Origin of the sequence: Kitasatospora sp. MAA4, assembly GCF_029893355.1 — a bacterium.
Classification (GTDB): domain Bacteria; phylum Actinomycetota; class Actinomycetes; order Streptomycetales; family Streptomycetaceae; genus Kitasatospora.
The window spans coordinates 246,932-269,706 of the sequence record NZ_JARZAI010000006.1 but is presented as its reverse complement, the minus strand read 5'-3'; the positions used below and the strand labels follow the sequence as shown (position 1 = coordinate 269,706).

Genomic DNA, 22,775 nt, shown 5'->3' with positions numbered 1-22,775 from the left:
TCGTGCCCACTCCCCACCCTCTGGTGCGTGAGCGGGGTCAGCTCACCAGCGCGCCCGTCGGGACGACGACGCCGTACAGGTCGGTGATGGTGGCGAGCGCGCCGTGGTGGATCTGGACGGCGGACAGCTCGGCGACCGTGCTGGCCACCGGCCGGGTCGCGCACGCGTCGGCGACGACGGTGGGCGCGTTGCCGCGCAGGAACGCGCCCTCGACGGTGAACAGCACGCACATGTTGGTCATGAAGCCGATGACGATGACGTTCTTGTTGCCGGCCGCGTCGATGTGCTTGTCCAGGTCGGTGCCGATGAACGCGTTCGGCGCGGCCGTCTTGACCACGACGGGCTCGCCGTCGACGGGAGCGACCCGCGGGTGGATCTGACCGATCTCGGCCTTGATGTCGTACGGGGTGCCCTCGCCGCCGTCGTTGATCACGTGGATGATCTTCGTCCCGGCCTGGCGCGCACGGCCCAGCAGCTCGGCGGCGGAGTCGAGCGCGGGCGCCCAGCCGGTCAGCTCCATCACGCCGGTGGTGTAGGTGTTCTGGTAGTCGACCAGGATGAGGGTCGCGTCGGCGAGCGTCGCGGGGGTCTGGTCGAGGCCGTTGAGCTCGCGCAGGGTGGTCGTAGCCATGGAAGTACTCTCCAGGAGCGTTGAGTTCGGGGTTTCGGGCACCGCGTGGTGGCCGCATCGAAAACGCTACGGCCCCCCGGGGATGTCGGCAATGTCGTCTAACATGCAGATACGGACATCGCTGCGCTGCCGACCGGAGGCCCCTTGAACACCGTCGAGCGGCTCGTCGTCATCGTCCTCTTCGACGGCGTCGACCTCCTGGACGTCACCGGCCCTCCCGAGGTCTTCGCCTTGCTGCGGCGGGAGTTGGACGATGCGACGGGCTATCGCGTCGTGCTGGCCGCCGAGACCATGGACCCGGTCACCACCTCCGCCGGGGTCCGGCTGCTGCCTGATGCCACCTTCGCCGAGGTGGCGGACCGGAGCATCGACACCCTCCTGGTGCCCGGCGCGGTCAGCGTCGACAGCCGGGGCCGCGTCCACGCCCTCAGCGACCCCGCCGTGGTGGCCCGGGTGAAGATGCTCGCCACACGCACGCGCCGGGTCGCCTCCGTCTGCGTGGGCGCGCACATCCTCGCGGACGCCGGCCTGCTGGACGGCAAGCGCGCCACCACCCACTGGTCGACCGCGCAGCAACTCGCCGCCGACCACCCCGCGATCGAGGTCGACGCCGACCCGATCTTCATCCGCGACCACGACGTCTGGACCGGCGCGGGCATCAGCGCCTGCCTCGACCTCTCCCTCGCCCTGGTCGCCGACGACTTCGGCGAGCCCGTCGCCCTGCGCGTCGCCCGGCAGCTCGTGATGTACCTGAAGCGCCCCAGCGGCCAGAGCCAGTTCAGCGTCCCCCTCGAACCCGTCTCGACCACCCGCCGCATCGAGGAACTCCGCCACCACATCATGCGCAACCTCGCCGGCCCGCTCTCCGTCGCCGACCTCGCCCGCCAGGCCCACGTCAGCGAACGCCAGCTCACCCGGATCTTCAAGACCGACCTCGGCATGACCCCGGCCGCCTACATCGAGTCGGCCCGCGTCGAAGTGGCGCGCAACCACCTGGAGTCCACCGACGCCACGCTCGAACGCATCGCGGCCGGCTGCGGATTCCAGACCACCGACACCCTCATCCGCGCATTCCGCCGCAAACTCGACACCACGCCGACGGAGTACCGCAACCGCTTCCGCTATCCGCACCCGGATCCGGATCCGACCGCTCAGGGGAAGATCAACTCTGTGGGCGGGCGGCGGGACTTCCACTAGGGTCAGGGGAGTTGCCAAGAGCCAGTGGAGGACGATCCCATGACGCGCGGTTCCCTCGCCGGCGCGGCCGCGCAGGCCGAGCTGGCCGAGCGGCTGGTCGACGCCGCCCTGCGGGTGCTGGCGCAGCACGGGTCGGCCGAGCTGACGGTCCGCCGGGTCGCCGAGGAGGCCGGGTCCTCCACCATGGGCGTGTACAGCCGCTTCGGCGGCCGCCCCGGACTCCTGGAGGCGCTGTACCAGCGCACCTTCACCGAGCTCACGGACGCGCTGGCGGTCGTCCCGGTCACCGCCGACGCGCTCCACGACCTGGGTGAACTCAGCTGCGCCTACCGAAGATTCGCGCTGGACGGGCCGCATCGCTACGGCTTCATGTTCAGCCGCCCGCTGCCGGACTTCGAGCCGGCCGACGGTCTGCACGCCGAGGTGCTGCAGGCCGCCTTCGCGCCGCTGATCGACGCCGTGCACCGCGCCGGCGCCCAGGGCCTCGGCGCCACCCGGGCCGCCTACTGCCTCTGGTGCGTGATGCACGGGCTCGTCGGACTGGAACTCACCGACGTCCTGCGCGCCCCGCTCACCAGCTGGGGCGTCACCGGCGAGGACTGCGCGGCCGCCGAGCGGATGTACCGCGCGGGTGTCCAGGCGATGATCGCGGGGCTGGAACTGCACCAGGCCGTGGCCTGAAGGGCTGTCAGGACCGCGGACTGCCGATCCGCAGCAGATTGCCGCTGCGGTCGATGAGGGCGAACTCGCGCATCCGGTAGTCGGTGTCGGTCGGCGGCTCCAGGCGGCTGCCGGTGGCCTCGTCGTGGGGCACGCCGAGCTGGGCCCACTCGCGGTGGAGGTCCTCCGCATCCCTGACCTGCACGTAGCAACTGCCCGCCGTGGAGAGCGGATCCACGTCGGGGTGGTGCCAGAAGTGCAGCTCCACGGTGCCGCGAGCCATGATCAGGTAGTCGTACCTCTCCGGTGCTGCACCACGCGGCTCAAAGCCCAGATGGACATAGAAGTCGAGCGTCTCCGCCAGGTCCCGGCTGGGCAGGATGGGCACCGCGTATTCGTCCATGCCCAAAACGGTAGCGCGGCCGGTGCGGTGTGCGCGCCCGCGCAGCGGCAGGATGGCGGATATGACACAGATGATCGACGAGCCGACCGCGCACGCCTGGGCCGCCCTCGGCGGCGCGTCGGAGCTGGTGGCGGGGGTGGCGTACGAGGGACCGGGCGACGGGCTGCCGTCGCGCCTGCCGGTGCGGGAGCTGGCGCGGGCCACGGTCGGCGTCTGCTCGCTCGCGGCGGCGGAGCTGCTGGCGGCGCGCAACGGGGGCGGCGTTCCGGCCGTGCGGGTGGACGAGGGGGCGGTGGCCACCGCGTTCGTGAGCGAGCGCCACCTGCGGATCGACGGGCGGGCGCCGGTCAGCTTCGCGCCGCTCTCCGGCTTCTGGCGCACCGCCGACGGCTGGGTGCGCACCCACGCCAACTACCCGCACCACCGCGCCCGGCTGCTGGCCGCCCTCGGCCTGCCGGACACCCCGGACTCCGACGGCGACGGCGGCGACGGCCACGACGAGGCGATGGTCCAGCGGCTCGCGGCCGAACTGGCCGGGCGTACCGCCGAATCCGTCCAGGAGGCCGTCTACGCGGCCGGCGGCCTGGCCGTCGCCGTCGCCGGCCCGCCCCAACTCCCGCCGTCGCTCCCCCTGGTGGAGACCCGCCGGATCGCCGCCCGCTCGGCAGCCTTGCCGTCGGCCGAGCTGCCGGCCGCGGGGCTGCGGGTGCTGGACCTCACCCGGGTGATCGCCGGGCCGGTGGCCACCCGCACGCTGGCGCTGCTCGGCGCGGACGTGCTGCGGGTGGACTCGCCGGGCCTGCCGGAGAGCGAGGAGGCCCACGCGGACACCGGCTTCGGCAAGCGCTCGACCCGGCTGGACCTCGAACGTGCCGCCGACCGCGCGGTGTTCGAGCAACTCCTCGATGAGGCCGACGTCCTGGTGAGCGGCTACCGGCCGGGCGCGCTGGAGCGCCACGGCCTGTCGGCGGCCGCGCTGGCCGAGCGCCGTCCCGGGCTGGTCCTCGCTGAACTGTGCGCCTGGGGCTGGTCGGGCCCGTGGTCGGGGCGGCGCGGCTTCGACAGCCTGGTGCAGGCCGGCAGCGGGATCGCGGTGACCGAGGCGGCGGCGGACGGTCGCCCCGGCGTGCTGCCGGCCCAGGCGCTGGACCACGGCACCGGATACCTGCTGGCGGCAGCCGTCCTGCGCGCGGTGACCGAGCGTCAGGCGTCCGGCGCCGGCACGCAGCTGCGCCTCTCGCTCGCAGGCACGGCCGGGTGGCTGACCGGCGGCCTCGCCGCGGCGCGGGCCGGCCAGGGGACGCACGAGGCCGCGCGGTGGCTGGGTGGGACCCGGACACCGCACGGCCTGCTGACGTACGCCCTGCCGCCGATCGGCTACGCCGGCGCCCCCGCCGACTGGTCGCGCGGACCGGGCCGCTGGGGCACCGACACGCCGACCTGGACGGCCTAGGCCTGCCGCAGGACGGCGAACAGCCCTCGCGCGCGGGCGCCGTCCGGCAGCTGCCAGGCGCCGGCGACGTGGCCGGTCGCCTCGGTTGGAGGGACGGACCCGGGGCGCAGCACCCGGTGCAGGCGCAGGCTCGTACCGTGCGGTGCGGGCAGCTCGGTGCCCTCGGTGCCCTCGGTGTCGTCGGTGGTGGCGGTGAGGTCCGTGGGGACGGCACCGCCGCCACCGGTGGAGGAGCGGGAGACCTCCCGGTCGGGGCTGTCGCTGGTGTTCTGGTCCTGGGCCTGCACCCGGCCTTCGATCAGGGCCAGCAACTGCGTAACCAGCACCGGGTCGTGGCAGCCGTCGTAGGCCCAGCGCCGCCCCAGCACCCCGTGTTCCATGATGCCGACGAGGGCGTGCTCCGCGCCGTCGAGCGGGGCGCCGCGATAGGTGAGCGGCACCAGGTAGCTGGTCGGGTGAGCGCCGGAGCTGTCGGTGACCACGATGAACTCGATCCCGACCTCCCCCTGCGGGTCGTCCAGTCGGAAGCCGCCGGCCTTGGCCAGCTCCGGTTCGTCCGCGCCGCCGATGTACCACGGCCGGGAGGGCAGCCAGGCGGTGAGCAGCTCCAGCTTGGTCGGCTTGAGGTCGGTGCGGTGGATGACGGCCATGCGGAGGACTCACTTCCGTTGAGTGGGTGCGACCTTCGCATCCTTCCATCGGCCGGCCGGGCGTCCTACTGCTACCGGGTCCTCGTAGGCTCGTCGGATGAGCGATCTGCCGACTGCCGACCGGGCCGACTTCCGGCAGGTGCTGACCGAGCGCCTCGACCTGCGCGCGGTGTGCCTGGACGATCTCGACGCGCTGTACGCGATCAACGCCGACCCCGCCGGGTGGCGCCACCAGCCGGAGGGCCGGCACGCCACCCCGGCGACCACCCGGGAGTGGATCGAGCGGGCCGTCGCGCGCTGGGAGGGCGAGGGCCTGAGCTACTGGACGGTCCGGCTGCGCGGCGAGGACGAGGTGATCGGTGTCGGCGGCGTTCAGCTGATCGCCTCGCGCGGCGACTGGAACCTTTTCTACCGCTTGGCGCACGCCCGTTGGGGCCGCGGCTACGCCACCGAGATGTCCGCCGCGGCGATCGACGCCGGTCACCGGCACAGCCCGGACGTCCCGGTGGTCGCCTGGATCCACGCGCACAACGAGGGCTCCCGCGCGGTCGCCGCCCGGCTGGGCCTGATCGACCACGGCCTGCGCCTCGAACCCTTCTTCCGCCGGCGGCTGTACCAGTACGCGGATCGTCCGGTGCCGGACGCGAACCCGTCGGACGGCTGAAACAGGTCGTTCCTGGACGGATCTGTTCACGGCGGGCGGCCGTCGAGGCGGCGGCTCGGCAGCCGAGTCGTACACCGACGATCCGCAGCAGCCGGAGGCTCTACGCCAGCGTCTGCAAGCGGCTTTTATGGTCATCGGTCAGTCCGGTACTGTCGCTCAAACTCTCAGCTGGGCCGGACGCTTGGGCACAGCTGTCCGCTGTCAGTCCACCGTCGCGCTCCGCCGGGTCCCAGCCCCAGCGAGCACATCTCCGTGAGGTGCTCAAAAGCCATGCGTCGCAGAATCGCCCTCGCTGCCGTCACCACCCTCGCCTCCTCCACCGTGCTGACGGGGGCGCACGCGGCGCTCGCCGCGCCGATGGAACTGCCGGGCCTGGTGGCAGCCAGCGCCAGCGCCTCCCCGTCGACGGCCCCGGCCACCAAGCCGGCCGCCACCGAGCCGAAGTTGCAGGTCGAGGGTCTCCCGGACAAGGTCGCCGCCGGCGACGCCGCGGAGTTCACGGTCGAGCTCACCAACCACACCACGGCCGACATGGTCTTCTACCCGGCCGTGCAGATCACCAACAAGGCCGCGGACCTCGTCACCGACTCCTACGTCGTGGACTACCGGCGGGGCAGCTCCAAGACCTGGCAGCCGAGCAGCATCCCGACGTACATGCCCGACGTGCACCTGCTCGGCCCGCTGGACGGCGGCGGCCAGCCCGCGGACGCCGGACTGGTCTTCGTCCAGGCCGGCAAGTCGGTCTCGATCAAGGTGCGGCTGACCCTGCCGAGCGACGCGCCGACCGGGCCGGCCCAGGTGACCTACCTCGCCTACTGGGCGCCGGTGGACGCGGACAAGGCGCCGACCCAGGCGGGCGAGTTCGCGTACAGCAAGCCGGACTACTTCTGCATCGTGGCGGACAAGCCGCGGCCGCCGCACCCGTCGGGCAGCAAGAGCCCGTCGCCGTCGGCCTCTGCCTCGGCCTCCGCTTCGACGAGCGCTTCCGCCTCTTCCTCTGCCTCTGCTTCGGCGAGCGCCTCCGCCTCCGCGTCGGCCAGCGTCTCCGCCAGCGCTTCCGCTTCCGCTTCCGCTTCCGCCTCCGCCTCCGCGTCGGCGAGCGCCTCGGCCTCCCCGTCGTCCTCGGCCTCCCCGTCGAAGAGCCCGAGCCCGACCCACTCGACCACCACCCCGGCCGCGCCGTCCCCCTCGGACTCCACCGCGCCCGTCACCTTCCCGGTGACGCCGCCGAAGCCGGTCACCGTGCCGATCCCCCCGAGCGCGGTGGAGGCGGCCGAGTCCTCGGCCGGCGCCGACCAGCAGAGCCTGGCGTTCACGGGCGGTGGCGACGACGCGACCCCGATCGCGATCGGCGGCGCCGCCGCGGTGGCGCTCGGCGTCGGCATCCTCGTGATGCTCCGCCGCCGCAAGTCCGGCTCGCACGCCTGAGCCCACCCGAGCACGCCTGAGCCCACCCGAGCCACACCCCCCGGGGCCCGTCCGCGCAGCGCGCCGGACGGGCCCCGGTCGCTTCCGGGGCCCGCCATTGTGACCTGGAGTAAGGACAAATGTTCCAAAAGATCGCATAGGATGTCCGGCCGGGGGGAGCCGGTGCGGGGAAGAGGGACAGGTGCGCCAAGACAGCGTGGCAGCGGTCACCACCGACTACGGTGCGGACACCGGCCGGATCTCAGGCCTGCCCGTCCGCAGACACCACGCCCTGCTGCTGCTCTGGACCGTCCTCTGGTTCCTGATCGTCGAGCCGAGCGGCGGCGTCTCCTGGCACTACCTGCGCCAGGGTGAGCAGCTGCTCTTCGCGAGCGGCGAGGGCGGCGGCCTGTCGCTCTACGCCCACCACCCGGAGCTCCAGATCGGCCCGGTCAGCCTGGCCGCGGCCCGGCTCTTCGCCCCCTTCTCGGACCGGGTCGGCCAGGTGCTGGCCGAGGGGACGATGTCCGCGCTCGGCCTGGTCATGCTGGTGCTGGTGGGTCGTACGGCGGCCTGGTACTACCGCGGCACCGGCACCAACCACCGCCGTCTCCAGCAGCGGATCCTGATCGCGGGGCTGGCCTTCATCCCGATGTGGGTCGAGGTCTCGGTCCGCTTCGGACACCTGGACGACGTGCTGGCGCTCTTCTTCACCACGCTGGCCGTCCAGGCCCTGGTGCGGAACAAGCCGGCCGGCGTCGGCATCTTCCTGGCGCTGGCGGTGGACTCCAAGCCCTGGGCGATCTCCTTCCTGCCGCTGGTGTTCGCGCTGCCCCGGCCGGTCTGGCTGCGCACCTTCGCCTGGTTCTCGGGGCTGGTGGCGATCGCCTGGCTGCCCTTCTACCTGGGCAACCTCGGCTCGCTGGCGGCGGCCAAGTTCACCATCCCGAACCAGCCGGCCTCCTCGCTGCGCTGGCTCGGCGTCTCCGACCCGGCCACCCCGTGGTGGGACCGGCCGGCCCAGTTCGCGGTGGGGCTCGGGCTCGGCACGCTCGCCGTGCGGCGCGGGCGCTGGCCGGCCGTGGTGCTGCTCGGCGCGAACGCCCGGATCCTGCTCGACCCGAGCGTCTACACCTACTACACGGCGTCCATCCTGCTCGGCACCCTGCTCTGGGACGCGGTCGGCCAGCGCCGGCTGGTGCCCTGGTGGAGCTGGATAGCGCTGGCCTCGCTGTACGGCGGGACGCTGCTGATCCCGTCCGACTCCGCGCGCGGGCTGGTGCGGCTGGCGTTCGTGGTGATCTCCACGGCGTACGTGCTGCTCTGGCCGACCAAGCAGCAGCGGCGCGGACGGCCGGGGAGCGCCGATTCGGGCCGCGGCGGCCGCGGGGGCGGTGGCCGCCGGGGCCGGGGCCGCGCGGCCGTGCCCGCCCAGCGCTCGGACGATCGGCCGCTGGCCGCTACGCCCGGCTGAGCCGCGGCTTGCGGATCAGCTCCGCGACGGGCTCGCGCACCGGACCCGCTGTCTCCCGTAGCTCCGGCGTGACCTCCTCGACCGGCACTGCATCCCCGGCCGCCGGCCGCTCGCCGCCGAACAGCACGCTGACCAGCGTGAGCCCCGCCACCGCGCCCACCAGCTGCGCCAGCACGAACGCGGGAACCGACCCCGGCGCGATCCCCGCGTAGCTGTCGCTGAACGCGCGCCCGACGGTGAGCGCGGGGTTGGCGAAGCTCCCCGACGCCGTGCCCCAGCAGGCCGCCGAGATCCAGCCCGCCACCGCCACCGGCGCGTACCGGTCGCGCCCGCCCCTGGTCAGCCCGAACACCAGCAGCAGGAGTACGCCGGTGGCCACCACCTCGCCCGTCCACAGCGCCCCGCCGGTCCGTACGTGGTGCGAGAGGTCGACTGCCGGCCGCCGGAACATCCCGTTGGCCAGCACCGCGCCGGCGACCGCGCCGGTGACCTGCGCGAGGACGTAGCCGGCCAGCTCGCGCCCCGACAGTCCGCCCGGCCGGCCGCGCCCGGTCCACCAGACCCCGGCCGAGAGCAGCGGGTTGAGGTGGGCGCCGGAGACCGGACCGAGCAGCGCGATCAGCACGCCCAGGGCGCAGACCGAGGCGAGCACGTTGGCCAGGAAGCGCAGCGCGCCGTCCTGGGTGAGCGCGGCCGCCTGGATGCCGGAGCCGATCACGACCATCGCGAGGATGCCGGTCCCCACCGTCTCGGCGACCAGTCGGCGGCCGAGGGCGGGCTGTTGGAGGATCATACGACCATCCTCACGGCCTGCTCCGATGCCCGGCAATCCCCGTCCGGATGGCGGTACCTCCAACTCCTTCGCCCCCTGACGATCCGTCGGTCGGAGACTCGCACCGCCCTGTCTGCCAGAGTGCCGGGAGTGACCGGAAAAGGGCGGCTTCAGGCCGAGGCGCGGCCGAAGGTGCGGCGGTAGGCGGTCGGCGAGGTGCGCATCGTGCGGCCGAAGTGGTGGCGGTAGGTCGCCGCGCTCTCGAAGCCGACGGCCGTCGCGATCTCCTCGACCGTCCCGTCCAGCGACTCGAGCAGCGGGAGGCTGGCGGCGATGCGCTGGGTGATCACCCACCGCATCGGGCTGGTGCCGTTGCGGGCGGTGAAGTGCCGAAGGTAGGACCGGTCGGACATCTGGGCGGCGCGGGCCAGCAGGGAGATGGTGAGCGGCGAGGAGAGGTGCTCCAGCGCCCACTGCATGCTGCGGGCGACGCCGTCGTCCTCCTCCTCGACGGGCCTGACCGCCGCCTCGATGAACTGGGCCTGCCCGCCGTCCCGGTGCGGCGGGACGACGAAGCGCCGGGCGACCGTGTTGGCGACCTTGGCGCCGTGGTCGCGCCGGACCAGGTGCAGGCAGAGGTCGATGCCGGCCGCGCTGCCCGCGCTGGTGAGCAGGTCGTCGCCGTCCACGTACAGCACCTCGGGGTTCACCCGGACCTTCGGGTAGCGCTGCTGGAGCAGGTCGGCGTACCGCCAGTGGGTGGTGGCCTCCTTGCCGTCCAGCAGTCCGGCTGCGGCGAGCGCGAAGGCGCCGGAGCAGATCGAGACGATCCGGGCGCCGCGCTCGTGGGCGGTTCGCAGGGCGGCGACCAGTGCGGGGGAGACCTCGCCGCTGAAGGTGTTGGGGACGGCGACCACGATGACGGTGTCGGCGGCGGCGAGTTCGTCCAGGCCGTGGTGGGCCGTCAGGGAGAAGCCGCCGACCACGTTGAGCGGTGTGCCGGGCTGGTCGGCGCAGACCTTGAGGCCGTACCAGGGGGTGGCCAGCAGGCCGGCCAGCTCGGGCCGGGCCAGGCCGAACACCTCGACCACCACGCCGAGTTCGAACGGCGCCATGCCGTCGAAGGCGTACACCGCGATGGTGTGGACCGGTTCGGGGCGGCGCCCGATCGACACGGAGACCGGCTGCGGGCTGCGCTGTTCGGCCATCGGGACCCCCTGCTGTGCTTGGCGAGATATTGGCGAGTGTAGTCGTTCGCGCCACTGTCGAGGGGTGCGTTCCGGGCGAGAAGATCAATTCATCGCCAGGGAGTTCCACAACCGCCCGTCAGGAGACCGAAGATGACCACTGTTCCCGCTCTCTCGCCCGTGACCGCCATCCCCGCCGCCTCCCCCGAGCGCGCCTTCGCCTTCTTCGCCGAGCGCCTCGGCTGCCAGGCCGACCCGGCGGACGTCTGGTACGCCATGCGCGACAGTCACGCGGCGGGCACCGCGCAGGACTTCACCGTCATCGACGTCCGGATCGAGGGCGCCCACCGCAAGACCCACCTCCCCGGAGCGATCAGCCTCCCGCTGGCCGACATCACCCCCGAGCGCGTCGCCGAGCTGCCGCCCGGCCTGCTGGTCGTCTACTGCTGGGGCCCGGCCTGCAACGGCTCCACCAAGGGCGCGATGAAGCTCGCCGCACTCGGCCGCGAGGTCAAGGAGATGATCGGCGGCCTGGAGTACTGGATCCGCGAGGGCTGGCCGACCGAGGGCCGCCGCCCGGTGGACCCGAAGACCGCCACCGCCGCCGACCTGGGCCTGGTCTGCTGAGTCCGGAAAAAAAACCTCCGACCCCACCTGCAACCTCCCGGGGGGATGGACGTCTGTGGGAGTGGGAGCAAGGGGAGTCGGTTGTTCCCACCACACCGATCACGTCCACGTCCTTCGGGGGAGCCACGCCATGAGCATGTTCGAGATCAGCCTGCGGGACACCTCCTGGGTGGCGGTCGCCGACACCCGTCGATCATGAGGCGCCGACGCGGTGGATACCTTGATCATCATTGCGGCGCGGCAGGCGGCCGGACTGCGGTCCGCCGGCGTCCCGGGGGAAAGCAGAAAGTCCATGTCCATGGCGTTGGTTCCACGCCGACCGCTATCCGTGCGCGGTGCGCTGAAGCTGCTCTTCGGCGCCGTTGACTACGCCGCCTCCGAAGCGGATCCGGAGCCGGCCAAGCGCCGCTCCGGCTTCCGCCTGCTGCGCGGCGGCCGGCCCGCCGACGAGGAGCGCCCCACCGTCACCGAGCTCTACCACGCGCACCGGCTCGGCCTGGTGCGGATGGCACTGCTCCTGGTGGACCGCCAGGACGTCGCGGAGGACGTCGTCCAGGAGGCGTTCACCGCGCTCTTCCAGAAGCACGGCGAGCGGCTGGACGGCCTGGACAACGCGCTCGGCTACCTGCGCACCTCGGTGCTGAACGGCGCGCGCTCGGCGCTGCGCCGCCGCCGGACGGCCCGCGAGTACGTGCCGCCGCACGAGGCGGACGCGCCATCGGCCGAGGACCACGCCGTCCTCAACGACGAGCACCGCCGGGTGGTCGTCGCACTGCGGGAGTTGACTGATCGTCAGCGCGAAGTGCTGGTGCTGCGCTACTGGTCGGATCTGTCGGAGGCACAGATCGCCGAGACCCTGGGACTCTCCCGGGGCGCTGTGAAGTCCACCGCCAGCCGCGCCCTCGACGCGCTGGAGAAGCAGCTGGAGAAGGCCCGATGACCGACCACAAGAGCCGTTTCGTTCCCAGTGCAGGCGATGACCATTCGGGGGATACGCCGTTGGAGCAGCTGCTGCGGGAGGCGATGGCCGCGCGCGCGGGCCAGGTCTCGGCACACGATCTGCGGCCCGAGGCGCCGCCGGCCGGCCGGATCCGGCGCACCCGCCCGCTGTACACGGTGGCGCTTCCGCTGCTGGGCCTGGCCGCCGCGGTCTCGATCGGCTACCTGGGCTTCCAGGGCAGCCCGATCGCCGACTGGCACCGGACCCCGCCGCCGGCGGCCGACCTGACCGCGCGCCCCGAGCCGACCGCGACCCCGACCCCAACGCCCAGCCAGGCGCCGTCCTCGCCGGGCGCGTCGCCGATCGTCCCCGCCTCGGGGTCCTCCTCGTCCGCACCGCCGTCCGCCGACGCCTCACCGGGCACGCCCTACAGCTTCAAGGGCATCAGCTTCACCGTCCCGAACGGGTGGGTCACGAAGGATGACGGACTGCAGGTCTGCGTGATCCCCCCGGACGGGGTCGCAGCCCTGGCCGCGCCCCCGCTGCGGGGCAGCGACGCCTGCGAGCCGTACGGCGTGCTGATCTCGCAGCACAGCACCCCGGAGGAGGTGGCCAACGCGTCCTGGCCCGATACCGTGGACACCATGTTCCGCAGCGGCTGGGGCCACCAGCCGTACTGCTACACCTGGGGCAGCTCGCCGGACGAGAGCAGTCCGCTGACCCTCCAGCAGTACCGGTTCAAGGTGGCGACGCTGGCCGGTCAGCCGATCAACGAGGCCACCTGGCAGCTCAAGTGCAGCAGCGGCAGCACGTTCACCGCGCGGCGCTGGGACTTCGCCAAGCAGCAGGTCTTCGTCTCGGCCCGGGGTCTGCGCGCGGACTACGAGAGCGGCCTGCAGAGCATCCTCGCCAGTCTGGACGTGTCGGGCCACCCCGACCCGCTGGCCGGGACCCCGGCGGAGGCGGTCGGCATCTCCATCAAGGGCCTCACCGCCGGGCAGACCGTCCACAGCGACGGCTCCACCATCCCGTTCTCCGTGACCTACACCAACACCAGCAGCACCGCCTTCGCGTCGGTCCAGCCGCTCGCCTTCACCGGCCACTACGACGGCGTGCCGAACGACCCGACGGAGACGGCGGCGGGAACGATGCAGCGCCAGGACGGCTCCGCCTGGACCGCGCTGCCCTCGCTGAGCGTGACCGGCGGCACCGACTACCTCACGGCGGGCGCGGCCGCCGCCTTCCCGCTGGCACCGGGGGCGCACCGGACGGTCAACTACCGGATGACGCTCGACCCGATCGACGGGACCGGGACGCTCGACCTGGTCGGCCAGGCGGTCGTCCAAGGCACCGGAGGGGCCGCCAACCCCGTCGTCGGCAGCGCGGACGTGCCACTCCTGGTGGTGCACTGACGGCAAACCCCGGTGGCCCCACGGGGGTGGGCCACCGGGGTTGACCGGACTCAGCCCGTCAGGCTCGCCATCCAGGCCTCGACCTCGTCGGAGCGGCGCGGCAGGCCGGCCGAGAGGTTCTCGTTGCCGTCGGCGGTGACCAGGATGTCGTCCTCGATCCGCACGCCGATGCCGCGGTACTCCTGCGGGACCGTCAGGTCGTCCTGCTGGAAGTACAGGCCGGGCTCGACGGTCAGCACCATGCCGGGCACCAGGGCGGCGTCCGCGTGTACCTCGCGGCGCGAGTGGGCGCAGTCGTGGACGTCCAGGCCGAGCATGTGGCCGGTGCCGTGCAGGGTCCAGCGGCGCTGCAGGCCGAGCTCCAGGACCTTCTCGACGTCGTACGTCTGCGCATCCAACAGGCCCCAGGCCAGCAGGTGTTCGGCGAGCACGCGCTGCGCGGCGTCGTGGAAGTCGCGGAACTGCCCGCCCGGCTTGACGGCCGCGATGCCCGCCTCCTGGGCGGCGTACACGGCGTCGTAGATCTTGCGCTGGAGCGGGTTGAACGTGCCGTTGATCGGCAGCGTGCGGGTGACGTCGGCGGTGTAGAGGGTGTGCGTCTCCACGCCGGCGTCCAGCAGCAGGAGTTCGCCGGGGCGCACGTCGCCGTCGTTGCGCACCCAGTGCAGGGTGGTGGCGTGCGGACCCGCGGCGCAGATCGAGCCGTAGCCGATGTCGTTGCCCTCGACCCGGGCGCGGCGCCAGAAGGTGCCCTCGATCCAGCGCTCGGAGGTGGCCACGGCCTGGCCCAACTCCCGGACCACGTCGGTGAATCCGTTCACCGTGGCAGTGCAGGCGGCGCGCAGCTCGCCGATCTCCCAGTCGTCCTTGACCAGCCGCAGGCCGCTCAGGAAGACCTTCAGCTCGTCGTCGCGCGAAGCGTCGGTGATCTCGGCGAGCGCGGCCTCCAGGCCGGCGTCGTAGCCGCGCACGATGCGGGTGGGGAACGCCGGGTCGGCGGCCTTCAGCTCCTCGGCGGCCTTGCGGACGTCGCGGGTGGGCAGGCCCAGCAGCTGCTCGGCCTCGGCCAGGCTGTTGCGGCGGCCGACCCACAGCTCGCCCTGGCCGTCCAGCCAGAACTCGCCGTTCTCCCGGTTCGAGCGCGGCAGCCGGTAGCCGGACGCCAGGTGACCGCCCTCGGGGAGCGGCTCCAGCACCAGCACCGCGTCCTCGGTCTGGTCGCCGGTGAGGTGCACGTACTCGCTCGCGGCGCGGAAGGAGTACTCGGTGTCGTTGGAACGGGTGCGCAGGTTGCCCGCGGGCACCACGAGCCGCTCGCCGGGGAACTGCGCGCTCAGCGCGGCGCGGCGGGCGGCGGCGTACGAGGCCTGGGCGATCGGCTCCAGACCGCGCAGCTCGGTGTCGGCCCAGCCGGACTTCATCGACGCGGCGAGTTCGTCGGACACCTCGGAGTAGAGGCCGTTCTTACGGCTCTTGACGGGCTGGTCGGCCTCGGTCTCCTCGGTGCCGGCCCCCTCGGGGTTCTCGGCCGCTGCCGGGGTGCGGTCCTCGCTCACGTACGTCGCCTCCTTGCGATGTTCGCCGCCTCGGACGCGTCGGATCGCGACGCGGTGGGGCGGCCGTACGTCCCATGGTACGGACGCGGGCCCGCTCACCCGTTCGGGAGGGCCGATCCGTTTGCCTGCTACTCGAAGCGGGCGGCGAGCAGCACCAGGTCGTCGGTCGCGCCCGCCGCGGCCTCGTCCCCGGCGCCGACGCAGCTGGTCAGCAGGTACGCGCAGAGCCGGTCCGGGTCCTGCCGGATCTCGCGGGGGGCGTCGGCGGCGGTCTTGCGCAGGGTGGCCTGACCGGCGTCCAGGGTGCTGCCGCAGCGCCGCGCCAGGCCCTCGGTGTAGAGCAGCAGCAGGTCGCCGCGCTCCGCGCCGAGCTCCACACTGGGCGCCTCCCAGCAGCTCAGCATGCCCAGCGGGGCGGAGAGCGAGGTCTCCACGAAGTCGGCGCCGTAGCGGGTGACCAGCAGCGGCGGGCAGTGCCCGGCGCCGGCCAGCGTGATCCGGCGCTCGCCGGGCTCCACGCAGGCGTAGACGGCGGTGGCGGTGCGGGCCGGCTCGGTGGTCTTGAGCAGCAGCTCCAGGTCGCCGAGGACGGAGACCGGGTCCTCGCCCTCCAGCACCGCGTACGCCCGCAGCGCGGCCCGGATCCGGCCCATCGCGGTCGCGGCTCCCGGCGCCGAAGCGGGGCCCGCGCCGGGACCGTCCCCGGAGACGCTGCCGACGCTCAGCCCGACCGAGCCGTCCGGCAGCGCGATGGCGTCGTACCAGTCGCTGCCCGCGGAGAGGTCGAGACCGGCCGGCACCCAGCGGGCGGCCAGCCGCAGCCCGGGGACGTACGGCAGGTGGTCCGGCAGCAGGCCGCGGCGCAGCGCCTCGGTGGAGCGCCGGCGGCGGTCCGCCTCCAGCCGCCCGGCCAGCAGCGGCGCCGCGAAGGCGCAGTACCGGCGGGCCAGTTCCTGCTGCTCGGAGGTGGGCGCGGTGGGCTGCTCGAAGAACCAGACGGCGGCGGCGAGCGGGCCGTCCTCCTCGGTGGCCAGCGGCAGCGCGAAGCAGGCGCCGATCTCCAGGGCCGCCGCGACCTCGCGGAACCGCGCGCCGAGCGCCGGGTCGCCGGCGAGGTCGGGGTGCAGCAGCTGCGCCGGGCGGTCGAAGGGGCGCAGCAGGCCGGCGAACGGGCCGTCCTCGCTGGGGACGGTCTCCAGTGCGCCGAGCGCCGCCCGGTCCAGCGCCAGGCCGACCATGGTGCCGTGTGCCGTGTGCGGGCGCTCGCAGTCGGCGGCCGGGCGGCGGCCGGACGTGCCGTCCGCGCACTCGCGGGCGACCGGGACCAGCAGTCCGCGGCCGGCGCCGAGCAGGGTGGCGCCGGAGTCGAGCAGCGCGGTCAGGGTGGCGGCCAGGCCACGGGCGTGGGCGAGCCGCTCGGTGTGCCGGTTCAGCCAGTCGAGCGCGGCCAGCCGCCCGTCCCGCGGCCGGTCGTCCAGCAGGCTGCCGACCCCGGTGTCGGTGCGGGCCGCGTCCCCCGACGGACCGTCAGTCTGCCCGCTGCTCAGAACCACCTCGGCCGTCCGGTAGGCGGCGGAGTGCTGCGGCGGGTCGAGCAGATTGTCACTCATGCCGCAACTCCCAGCGCTGTGGTACCTGTCATCCGGAACCCCGAGGGGCGAGACCTGCCAAACCACTCGTAGTGCCCCACTTCTACACAGGACGGTCGGGGCGTGTCCAGGATCGGACCCCCGCCGGATGGCTGGTTCTGCGCCCGGGCCTGTCCAGGGCCCGCCTCCCGGCCGTTCCGGACCGAATTCGCCGGCTCGGCACCGGACCGCCGCGGAATGGAGCACCCGCGTTGCGGGCACAAGCCAACGAGAGGCTGCCGGACCCTGCCCGGATCGTAGGGGTCGCCCGCCCGGCAACCTTGTTGACCAGAAGTCACTCACTCGTACGGTGGAACCGGAGGGTGCCGGAAGGCGTCCATTCGGTCGCATGAGGGATTCTCGTTCCAGGGACGCATCCGCGGCATGCCAGTTAGCCGGCGGCGCGCGTCCGTCGCGGTTCGGTGCCACATGAGCAAAGACCGACCGTGCCGGTCGGTCTGTACCTGCGGCTCCCCGGCCGCGTCAGGTCAGGTCTCGACGGTCTCGACGGCCGTGGTTCCCCGGTTGCCGCTTTCCCGGCGGTCCCGGCGTTCCCGGCGGTCGCGTCCCACACGGTCCCGGAAAGGAACGAGCGCCCATGCGTGAGATGTCCGAGAAGTCCGGAAGACACCGCAGGAACCGGCAGGCGCTGCTGCAGGCGGCGCTGACCTGCGCCGAGCGGTGGCGCTGGCCGGTGGTGCCCGGGGCGGTCGTGGTGGAGCGCGAGCCGGACGGCGGCCCGCGCGGGTTCTCCTGTTCGTGCGCGGCAGCCGGCTGCGCCGTCCCCGGTGCGCACCCGCACGAGCACCCGCTGCTGGCGGCCACCACCGAGGCCGGGATGGTGCGTTGGTGGTGGGAGCGGCACAGCCCGCAGGCCTCGCTGATCGTGGCCACCGGCAGCTCGGTGGCGGCCGTCAGCCTGCCGGCCGCGTCGGGTGAGCGGGTGCTGGAGTACCTCGACGCGCTGCGGATCCCGACCGGTCCGGTGCTGGCGACGCCGACCCGCTGTGCGCTGCTGGTCGCGCCCTACTCCTACCCGGAGTTGGCGGAGCTGCTGGTGGCCCAGGAGGAGACGCTGCTGCCCGGCGGCGGTCCCGGCCGGGTGCCGACCTCGGTGCGCTATCACGGGCCGGGCGGGTATCTGGTGCTGCCGCCCTCGCGTTCGGGGCCGGGCGGCCGCGAGGCGGTGCGCTGGCTGCGGCGGCCGGTGGCGCTGCCGGGCGGGGGAGTGCGGCTGCCGGCGGTGGCGGAGCTGCTGGAGCCCTTGGTCGCGGCCGGGTCGGCGACGCCGGACGGCACGCGACTGGCGTACTGAGGCGGGTCTGCCGAGGGGCCGGGAGGCGGCTGCTGCGCGGGGCCTTCGGGCCGCTCCGCGGGGGCCTGCCCCGGAAATTGAAGATCCGGCCGCTGGCGACGGGGGATGCACCAGCGACCGGACTGTTTAAACAGTAACAAGGATTTGCGCCGTAGCCAATTTCCCAGCGCAGTCCGGCTCCCGAGTTTTCGGGCCCGGCGGGCGGAATGTGACCGGACTCACGTCCTGATGCGCAGATTCGATCACACTCCGCCAGGAAGTGTCAGTTGAGCGTGACCTGACGGTTCACCAGGTTGGCCCGGGCCCGCCGCTCCTCGGCGGTGAGCGGCGCCGGCGCGTCCAGCGTGGCGGCCAGCCGCTCGGCGAAAGCCGCCGCGGGCTTCTCGCAGTCGGCCGCCGTCATGGCCACCGGCAGGTCCCAGACCGGCACGGTCAGGCCGTGCGCGCGGAACGAGCCGACCAGCTTGGTGCCCTCGCCGAGCGAGGCGTCGCCGGCCGCCGAGAGCCGCGCCAGCGCGTCCAGCAGCTGCTCCTCGGGGACGGTCATCACCCAGCGCAGGTGGTTCTTCTCCGGGGTGCTGCACCAGTACGAGGAGTCCACGCCGGTGAGCTTCTGGGTGGGGATCGCCGAGGCGTTGGCGCGCTCCAGCGAGGCGGCCACCTCGCCGGTGGCGGACTCCGCGTCCTCCAGCCAGAACTCGAAGCCGGTGTGCACGGCCGGGACGAACGGGCTGTCCAGGTCGAGCAGTTCCTGGAGGCGCGGGCCGTCGGCCGGCGCCCGGCGGGTCGGCACGGGCGCGCCCGGCTCGGCCGTCAGGGCCTGCACCAGGGCGTCCGCCAGGTCGCGGCTCAGGTCGCCGGAGGAGGACTGGGTCTGCAGGCCCAGCAGGATCGAGCCGTCCGGCCGGCGCAGCGCCGGCCAGGCCAGCGGCAGCACGGTCGCCAGCGATACGGACGGGACGTCACCCTCGGCGCCCGCGGCCGTCGCGGCGTTCAGCTTCAGCGGCACGGTGGCGGCCGGCACCAGCTCGCGCAGCGCCACCCAGTCGGCCTCACCCGGGAGTCCCTCGAACGGACGGTGCACCAGCTCCTGGACGGCGTGCGCGGCCTCCCGGCCGTGGCAGGCCTTGTAGCGGCGGCCGGAGCCGCAGGGGCAGTCCTCGCGGGCCCCGACGACGGGGACGGTGCCGGCCGGTGCGGCGGTGCGGCTCTGCTGGGGCGACTTCTTGGCGGCCTTCTTGGCCATGGTGCGGCTCTCCCGGGACGGTGGTCTCTGTCTCCCGGGCAGCCTACTGAGGTTTGCCGGACCTCCCGATGCCGTCAGGCCGAGCGAGCGTGTTCGGTGCCGTGTCCTGTGCCGTGTCCCGTCGCGTGTCCCGTCGCGTGTTCTGCCGCGTGCTCGACGCGGGCCGGGAGCGCGGCCCAGACGGTCACCTCGCCGGGCGCGTCGCGCACGCCCCAGTCGGCCGCCAGCTCGCCGACGATGCTCAGGCCCCGGCCGCCCTTGGAGGTGAGCGACGGGCTGGCCGGCAGCGGCCTGGTGGCGGCGCCGCCGTCGGTGACCTCCAGCGTCAGCAGGCCGTCGGTGTGCATCTGCCAGCGCACCAGCACGCCGCCCGGGTCGTCGCCGTCGGTGTGCTCGCGCGGACCGTCCGCCGGGATGGTGCCGACCGCCGGGCCGGGCGCCGCCCCCACCGCGCATTCGACGCACGGGGCGTGCGCCGAGCGTGCGGCACCGGAACTCGCCGCGTTCGGCACCGGTTGCCGGGGATCGCCGAATTCCCCTTCGGCCCCCCTGTCGAGATCCAGCAATGGGGCCAGCGGCCGCGCATAGCGGCAGGAATTGCTGAGTAGTTCGGAAAGGATCAGAACCGCGTCATCGATGACGGTTTCGGGCACCTCTCGGTCGCCCAGATCTCGCCGCAGCCGACGCCGTGCGGCCCCGACACTGGCCGGACCGTGCGGCACCGCCATGGTCGATGAAGTCGGCACTTCGCGCGCCACCATCAACGCCACCCCCGGACCTCCTTCAGCGCTTGCCGAGGGATGGATGCCCCGAGGGAATGCGCCGGAAACGGGGTGAACTCGATCGTGGCCCGTCAATGACAAAACCCTTGCGCTGCTGCAACAGGCTGTGCGCAAAAGGTGATTCGCTGCTTACCCTGCGTCAATCGGGGGAGTGGGATTCTGCACGCCGTCCCGCGCGCGCCGGGTCGTCCCGCGCCCGCGTACGCCAACCCGTTCGGGGTGCCGACCGGGAGCCCCTGGCTCGGACGCAGGCTCTCAGCGGCCGAGCTGGTCCAGGACGGCGCGCGGGCGGTTGGTGATGATCGCCTCCACGCCGAGCTCCACGCAGAGCTCGACGTCCTCGGGCCGGTCCACTGTCCAGACGTGCACCCGGTGCCCGGCGGCCCGCAGTCGGCCCACCAACTCGGGCTGCCTGCGGATGAGTTCGATGCCCGGCCCGGCGATCGCCGCACCGCCGGGCAGTCCCTCGCCGGGCCACAGCCGCAGCGGCAGGGTGTGCTCGAAGAGGTAGACCCGGGGGTACTCGGGCGCGGCCGCCCGGACCCGGCCGAGCGCCAGCCCGGAGAAGCTCATGATCCGGGCGTGCGCGCGGTCGGGCGCCTCGGCCGGGTTCGCGACGATCTTGAAACGGTCCAGCATCCGCAGCAGCTCGGCCTCGACCCGGCCCCGGTAGCGCACCGGGTGCTTGGTCTCGATGGCCAGGTCCACCCGCCGGCCGCAGTCCGCCACCAGCTCCAGCAGGCTCTCCAGCCGCAGCACCGATCGCCGCTCGGCCTTGTCCACCGGCGCGTCCGCAGTGCCGGAGACCGACCCGGCGGCGGCCGGCTTCCAGGAGCCGAAGTCGTAGGCCTCCAGCTGCGCCAGGGTGAGCGTGGAGACCACCCCGGCGCCGTCCGAGACCCGGCGGACGGTCCGGTCGTGGATGCAGACCAGTTGCCCGTCCGCGGTCACCCGGACGTCGCACTCGACGGCGTCCGCGCCCTCCTCCAGCGCCCGGCGGTAGGCCGCCAGGGTGTGCTCGGGCAGCGCCGCCGAGGAGCCCCGGTGGGCGACCACCTGGACGGACGTGGGGGTGGGGGCGGAGAGGTCAGAAGTGCTCACACCCCCAACCCTATGCGGCCGGGCTCAGCCTGGTGATGCCCCAGGTGACCAGCCCGGCGACCAGGAAGGAGAAGAGTGAGGCCGAGGTCCAGCCCTGCGGGGTGAAGTGCACCAGCGTCTGGAGGTGCGTCCAGAAGTCGGTCCACCAGCCGGTGATCGCCGTCGGCGCCAGGAACTGGTAGGTCGCGAACCCCAGCACCCACGGCAGCAGCATCACCGGGCGGCTCGGCGCGTCCTGGGACATGTCCCAGCCCTGACGGCCCCGGCCGAGGAAGAAGTCCACCGCGAGCACCGCGAACAGCGGCACGAAGACCGCGCCGATCAGGCCGAGGAAGTTGTAGTAGGAGGCGGTGAACGCCTTGATCTCCAGCGCCAGCCCGGTCACCAGCAGGCCGATCCCGCCGGTCAGCAGCCGCCGGTCCACCTTCGGGAAGAGGTTGTGCACCGACATCGCCGTCGAGTAGACGTTGGCGAACGACTGGTCCGCCTCGCGCAGCACCAGCACCAGCAGGAACGCCCAGCCGGCCGCCACCCCGCTGAAGGAGCTGAGCAGGTTGTCGACCTTGCCGTTCGACTGCAGCAGCGCGATCAGGCCCAGCAGGTAGCACCAGACCTGGGCGACGGTGTAGCCGGAGAAGGTGCCCCAGAACGAGGCGCGCGGCGTGCGCGAGTGCCGGGTGTAGTCGGCGGCCAGCGGCACGAAGGAGATCGAGACCGCGATGATCGCGTCGGTCGCGCCCAGGAAGCCCTTCCAGTTCCCCGCACCCGGGTCCGGGAACCCCTGCCGGCCGAGCTGGACGGTGAAGTAGACCATCGTCACGCCCACCGCGATCGCGACGTACTTGCGCAGCGCGGCGATCGAGCCGAGCGGCCAGATGGTCAGCACCGTGGTCAGCGCCCCGGCCAGCACCACGAAGAGCCAGCGCCAGCCCTGCGTACCGGCCACCGTCTGCGCGCCCCAGGCGATCACGATCAGCTCGTAGACCCCCCAGCCCACGCACTGCATGATGTTCAGCACGGTCGGCACGAAGCTCAGCCGGGTGCCGAAGAGCCCGCGCAGCACGGCCATCGCCGGTGCGCCGGTGCGGGCGCCGATCAGCGCGGCGACGGCGAGCATCGCGGTGCCGATCACCGTGCCGACCAGGATCGCCGTGGTGGCGGCCGTGAACGAGAGCTCGCTACCGGGCTGGCCGAGCACCGTCGCGGCGCTGGTGAAGCCGATCAGGCTGATGCCCAGGTTGGCCCAGAGCGCGAACTGGTCCTTGAAGCCCAGCGTCCGCGGCGGGGCGGTGTCCAGCGTCAGCGGGGCCTCGGCGCGGGCGCCCGGGGCATCCTGCGGACGGTCCAGCAGCGCGGACGGAGATGGGGAAGGCGAAGCAGCCGTCATGGCCGATACTCCCTACGCCGGCATTACCCGGTCAGGTTCCGGCGGTCAGCGCTCCCTCGCCCGCATCGCCCGAGTGATCATGGCGTACGGTCGACCAGCGCACTCTCAGCCTGGTGGGTCCAAGCTCCCGCGTGTCAGATTTGGCAGCGCAAGGGTAGCCCGACCTGCAGAATCCGCCAAGGTGAAGCGGGTGTGCCGTCCGCATCGCGGGATTCTGCAGTGGGGGGATCCGGCAGCGCCGGACGAGGGGCTGTTGGGCCTACCTAAGGATTCTTAGTAGTTC

21 protein-coding genes and 1 riboswitch are annotated in these 22,775 nt (G+C 73.1%); of the genes, 10 read left to right on the top strand and 11 right to left on the bottom strand.

Annotated elements, in window-relative coordinates:
* Positions 1–37: 37 nt before the first annotated feature.
* The gene (locus tag P3T37_RS11335) at positions 38–631 is read right to left on the bottom strand and encodes a cysteine hydrolase family protein (protein ID WP_280723384.1); all 594 of its coding nucleotides are present in this window, start codon (positions 629–631) and stop codon (positions 38–40) included.
* A gap of 144 nt (positions 632–775) precedes the next feature.
* Here P3T37_RS11335 and P3T37_RS11330 point away from each other — a divergent pair, with 144 nt between their 5' ends.
* Together P3T37_RS11330 and P3T37_RS11325 are read left to right on the top strand one after the other, a co-directional pair.
* Positions 776–1,828 (top strand): DJ-1/PfpI family protein, encoded by a 1,053-nt coding sequence (locus tag P3T37_RS11330; RefSeq protein ID WP_280723383.1) that lies wholly within the window; start codon positions 776–778, stop codon positions 1,826–1,828.
* Positions 1,829–1,867: 39 nt separating this feature from the next.
* On the top strand, positions 1,868–2,509 hold the full coding sequence (locus P3T37_RS11325; RefSeq protein ID WP_280723382.1) for a TetR/AcrR family transcriptional regulator: 642 nt from the start codon (positions 1,868–1,870) through the stop codon (positions 2,507–2,509).
* Between the two features lie 7 nt (positions 2,510–2,516).
* Here the strand turns inward: P3T37_RS11325 and P3T37_RS11320 are convergent, their stop codons facing one another.
* Complete coding sequence (locus P3T37_RS11320) at positions 2,517–2,891, bottom strand: VOC family protein (RefSeq protein ID WP_280723381.1); 375 nt, start codon at positions 2,889–2,891, stop codon at positions 2,517–2,519.
* A gap of 70 nt (positions 2,892–2,961) precedes the next feature.
* Between P3T37_RS11320 and P3T37_RS11315 the strand changes: the two genes are divergently transcribed.
* Positions 2,962–4,344 carry a CoA transferase gene (locus P3T37_RS11315; RefSeq protein ID WP_280723452.1) on the top strand — a complete coding sequence of 461 codons (1,383 nt, stop codon included), beginning with the start codon at positions 2,962–2,964 and terminating at the stop codon, positions 4,342–4,344.
* Here the strand turns inward: P3T37_RS11315 and P3T37_RS11310 are convergent.
* A complete protein-coding gene (locus P3T37_RS11310) occupies positions 4,341–4,994 on the bottom strand; it encodes a 1,4-alpha-glucan branching protein (protein WP_280723380.1) in 654 nt (217 codons plus the stop codon). The genes P3T37_RS11315 and P3T37_RS11310 overlap by 4 nt on opposite strands.
* Positions 4,995–5,091: 97 nt before the next feature.
* On the opposite strand from P3T37_RS11310, the gene P3T37_RS11305 reads away from it, so the two are divergent.
* From P3T37_RS11305 to P3T37_RS11295, 3 genes are all read left to right on the top strand, one after another.
* A complete protein-coding gene (locus P3T37_RS11305) occupies positions 5,092–5,658 on the top strand; it encodes a GNAT family N-acetyltransferase (RefSeq protein ID WP_280723379.1) in 567 nt (188 codons plus the stop codon).
* A 270-nt stretch (positions 5,659–5,928) separates the two neighbouring features.
* Complete coding sequence (locus tag P3T37_RS11300; RefSeq protein ID WP_280723378.1) at positions 5,929–7,086, top strand: hypothetical protein; 1,158 nt, start codon at positions 5,929–5,931, stop codon at positions 7,084–7,086.
* 238 nt (positions 7,087–7,324) lie between these two features.
* The gene (locus tag P3T37_RS11295; protein WP_280723451.1) at positions 7,325–8,539 is read left to right on the top strand and encodes a hypothetical protein; all 1,215 of its coding nucleotides are present in this window, start codon (positions 7,325–7,327) and stop codon (positions 8,537–8,539) included.
* Here P3T37_RS11295 and P3T37_RS11290 read toward each other — a convergent pair.
* Together P3T37_RS11290 and P3T37_RS11285 are read right to left on the bottom strand one after the other, a co-directional pair.
* Positions 8,526–9,332 carry an aquaporin gene (locus P3T37_RS11290; RefSeq protein WP_280723377.1) on the bottom strand — a complete coding sequence of 269 codons (807 nt, stop codon included), beginning with the start codon at positions 9,330–9,332 and terminating at the stop codon, positions 8,526–8,528. The two genes, P3T37_RS11295 and P3T37_RS11290, sit on opposite strands and share 14 nt — an antisense overlap.
* 149 nt (positions 9,333–9,481) lie before the next feature.
* Positions 9,482–10,519 carry a helix-turn-helix domain-containing protein gene (locus P3T37_RS11285; RefSeq protein WP_280723376.1) on the bottom strand — a complete coding sequence of 346 codons (1,038 nt, stop codon included), beginning with the start codon at positions 10,517–10,519 and terminating at the stop codon, positions 9,482–9,484.
* A 132-nt stretch (positions 10,520–10,651) separates the two neighbouring features.
* On the opposite strand from P3T37_RS11285, the gene P3T37_RS11280 reads away from it, so the two are divergent.
* From P3T37_RS11280 to P3T37_RS11270, 3 genes are all read left to right on the top strand, one after another.
* Positions 10,652–11,125 (top strand): rhodanese-like domain-containing protein, encoded by a 474-nt coding sequence (locus P3T37_RS11280; RefSeq protein ID WP_280723375.1) that lies wholly within the window; start codon positions 10,652–10,654, stop codon positions 11,123–11,125.
* A gap of 298 nt (positions 11,126–11,423) precedes the next feature.
* Entirely contained in the window at positions 11,424–12,065 is a 642-nt protein-coding gene (locus P3T37_RS11275) for a sigma-70 family RNA polymerase sigma factor (RefSeq protein WP_280723374.1), read from the top strand.
* A gap of 59 nt (positions 12,066–12,124) precedes the next feature.
* Positions 12,125–13,477 (top strand): hypothetical protein, encoded by a 1,353-nt coding sequence (locus P3T37_RS11270; RefSeq protein ID WP_280723373.1) that lies wholly within the window; start codon positions 12,125–12,127, stop codon positions 13,475–13,477.
* Between the two features lie 50 nt (positions 13,478–13,527).
* On the opposite strand, the gene P3T37_RS11265 is transcribed toward P3T37_RS11270, so the two are convergent.
* Both P3T37_RS11265 and P3T37_RS11260 read right to left on the bottom strand, forming a co-directional pair.
* The gene (locus P3T37_RS11265) at positions 13,528–15,033 is read right to left on the bottom strand and encodes an aminopeptidase P family protein (RefSeq protein ID WP_280723372.1); all 1,506 of its coding nucleotides are present in this window, start codon (positions 15,031–15,033) and stop codon (positions 13,528–13,530) included.
* Positions 15,034–15,161: 128 nt separating this feature from the next.
* Positions 15,162–16,643 (bottom strand): PP2C family protein-serine/threonine phosphatase, encoded by a 1,482-nt coding sequence (locus tag P3T37_RS11260; protein WP_280723371.1) that lies wholly within the window; start codon positions 16,641–16,643, stop codon positions 15,162–15,164.
* Between the two features lie 616 nt (positions 16,644–17,259).
* Here P3T37_RS11260 and P3T37_RS11255 point away from each other — a divergent pair.
* Positions 17,260–17,976, top strand: coding sequence for a bifunctional DNA primase/polymerase (locus P3T37_RS11255; protein ID WP_348533231.1), 717 nt, complete (start codon positions 17,260–17,262; stop codon positions 17,974–17,976).
* A 262-nt stretch (positions 17,977–18,238) separates the two neighbouring features.
* Here the strand turns inward: P3T37_RS11255 and P3T37_RS11250 are convergent, their stop codons facing one another.
* The 4 genes from P3T37_RS11250 to P3T37_RS11235 form a co-directional block, all read right to left on the bottom strand.
* Positions 18,239–19,222, bottom strand: a complete 984-nt coding sequence (locus P3T37_RS11250) for a DUF5926 family protein (RefSeq protein ID WP_280723370.1) — start codon at positions 19,220–19,222, stop codon at positions 18,239–18,241.
* Positions 19,223–19,296: 74 nt separating this feature from the next.
* Positions 19,297–19,992 (bottom strand): ATP-binding protein, encoded by a 696-nt coding sequence (locus P3T37_RS11245; protein WP_280723369.1) that lies wholly within the window; start codon positions 19,990–19,992, stop codon positions 19,297–19,299.
* A 267-nt stretch (positions 19,993–20,259) separates the two neighbouring features.
* The gene (locus tag P3T37_RS11240; RefSeq protein ID WP_280723368.1) at positions 20,260–21,105 is read right to left on the bottom strand and encodes a glycerophosphodiester phosphodiesterase family protein; all 846 of its coding nucleotides are present in this window, start codon (positions 21,103–21,105) and stop codon (positions 20,260–20,262) included.
* 10 nt (positions 21,106–21,115) lie between these two features.
* Entirely contained in the window at positions 21,116–22,492 is a 1,377-nt protein-coding gene (locus P3T37_RS11235) for a cytosine permease (RefSeq protein ID WP_280723367.1), read from the bottom strand.
* A riboswitch (TPP riboswitch) is annotated at positions 22,485–22,633 on the bottom strand. Its footprint overlaps the gene before it by 8 nt.
* Between the last annotated feature and the right edge of the window lie 142 nt (positions 22,634–22,775).